This is a genomic window from methanotrophic endosymbiont of Bathymodiolus puteoserpentis (Logatchev), assembly GCF_900128525.1.
In the GTDB taxonomy this organism is placed as follows: Bacteria; Pseudomonadota; Gammaproteobacteria; order Methylococcales; family Methylomonadaceae; genus Methyloprofundus.
This window is the reverse complement of record NZ_FQTQ01000200.1, coordinates 1-1,576: the sequence shown is the minus strand read 5'-3', so window position 1 is coordinate 1,576 and position 1,576 is coordinate 1. Positions and strand designations below refer to the sequence as shown.

1 protein-coding gene is annotated in these 1,576 nt (G+C 40.7%); it reads right to left on the bottom strand.

The genetic code is table 11. The annotated features are described in order from the left end of the window. Positions 1–240: 240 nt before the first annotated feature. Positions 241–1,047, bottom strand: a complete 807-nt coding sequence (locus BQ7314_RS14700) for a hypothetical protein (protein ID WP_174484444.1) — start codon at positions 1,045–1,047, stop codon at positions 241–243. Positions 1,048–1,576: the final 529 nt, after the last annotated feature.

Sequence of the window (1,576 nt, the reverse complement as noted above, 5' to 3'; positions counted from 1 at the left end):
TTTCATTTGAGTCAGTATGATATATATTTTTCATTTTCTCAAATAATTAAGTGGAATAACAGATTTCACCCACTACCCAAATATTTAACTTGGCATATGTCGATCATAGTGGCAAACCCAGCCAGAATTAATAAGAGATTAATATTAGCTAAGCCTGCATAGTTTGCCCCATTTTTATCCATAACGACCTTATCAGGAAGGCCACACCAATAAATGCGACAGAACCTCTCTTGATTTACATTAATAGTCACGCATAGCATCCACTAGAGTTTGTATTGTACTCCACTCTTCCATAACCTCCTTAATCTTTTTAATTTGAAGTGATTCGTAAAGTCCATCTTCAAGCCTTTTTTTGGTCTTGTGTGCGGCGATAACCTCATTGAGGTATTCATCAGCTTGTTTGTAATCTACATCTAATTTTTCGTCAATTGCAGCATCCGATATACTATACATATATCTAACTATGTCTTGGTATATGCGCTCCCCCCAGTTTACCTCTTCCTGGGCAAACATTACCGTTTTATCAGCGTATTTATCGAACAGGTGTGTTATATAATATATGGAAATATGCCTCTTATTGCGAATGGCCCGATTCTTATCCTCAATAGTCCACACCCAATGGCGTCTAGCTCTTTCCAGTTCAACCGCTGGCGTTGTCCCTTCTTTTTTGCATTCTGTACGAGCGATACCCAGTCTACTTGAAACTTGGTTCATCAAGAACAACCACTGAGATTCGGCATCTTTTGCATCTTTATACATGTCAGTCTCTTCAGGATATGTCTCTTGCCACTCAAATATTTGCTGAGCGTTATACCTTATAGCGTCAAGCCTATAATACTGAGATTTCAGTCTTTCAGACGTTTCTTTACAAGTGCTCCATATCTTAATCTTATTTTTAATGTCCCTTGCTTTTTGCGCTCGTACAAATGCATCCTCTTTCATTTGAAAATGTAAAGCCATTGCTTCAGTTACAGGAATTTCCCACAACTCACGCGCATGACATGTTGTTGCCCACAATGTTACTGTTATCAATAATATAGTCTTCATCTTGTCTTCACATCTAAAGTTTTCCAATGTTTTTTATGGTAGAACTGGTTGTGTCGCATTTATTGGTAGATTATGGTATGATTCCTCATCCTTTCCCAATGTGCATAAAATAAAACTGGGGAATAAGGCGGTGAGTTATCCCAGAATTCACTCAGAAATGCGACTGAACCAATTGAAGCAGCACATATGATTCGAAAGGGACAGTTGTCCGAGGAAAATATGCCTGCTTATAAGCAATTTATGGCTTTAGTAGGACAGTCGCTGACAGCTATGGAGAGCGAATGTGGAGACAAAATAAAAGGCCATCCGACACGGCGTCAAGTCATTTGGAGCCTATGTTCCGACACCTTGTTGGGTCGGGGCCAGGCGCGCCATCCTACCTCATGAAACACTTGGGACTCCTGTCGCCAAATATTCATTCACATACGGAGCGAATTGGATAAGCCCCAGTACGCCCTGCGTCCGCTTCAACTTCGCACAAAAGCCGCTACGTTAAAGCTACCTCAAATGGCTTGACGGCTGTCGGGAT

What these genes read in the sequence shown, in the direction of transcription:
- BQ7314_RS14700 (WP_174484444.1), bottom strand. Translation starts at nt 1,047, where the DNA reads ATGAAGACTATATTATTGATAACAGTAACATTGTGGGCAACAACATGT.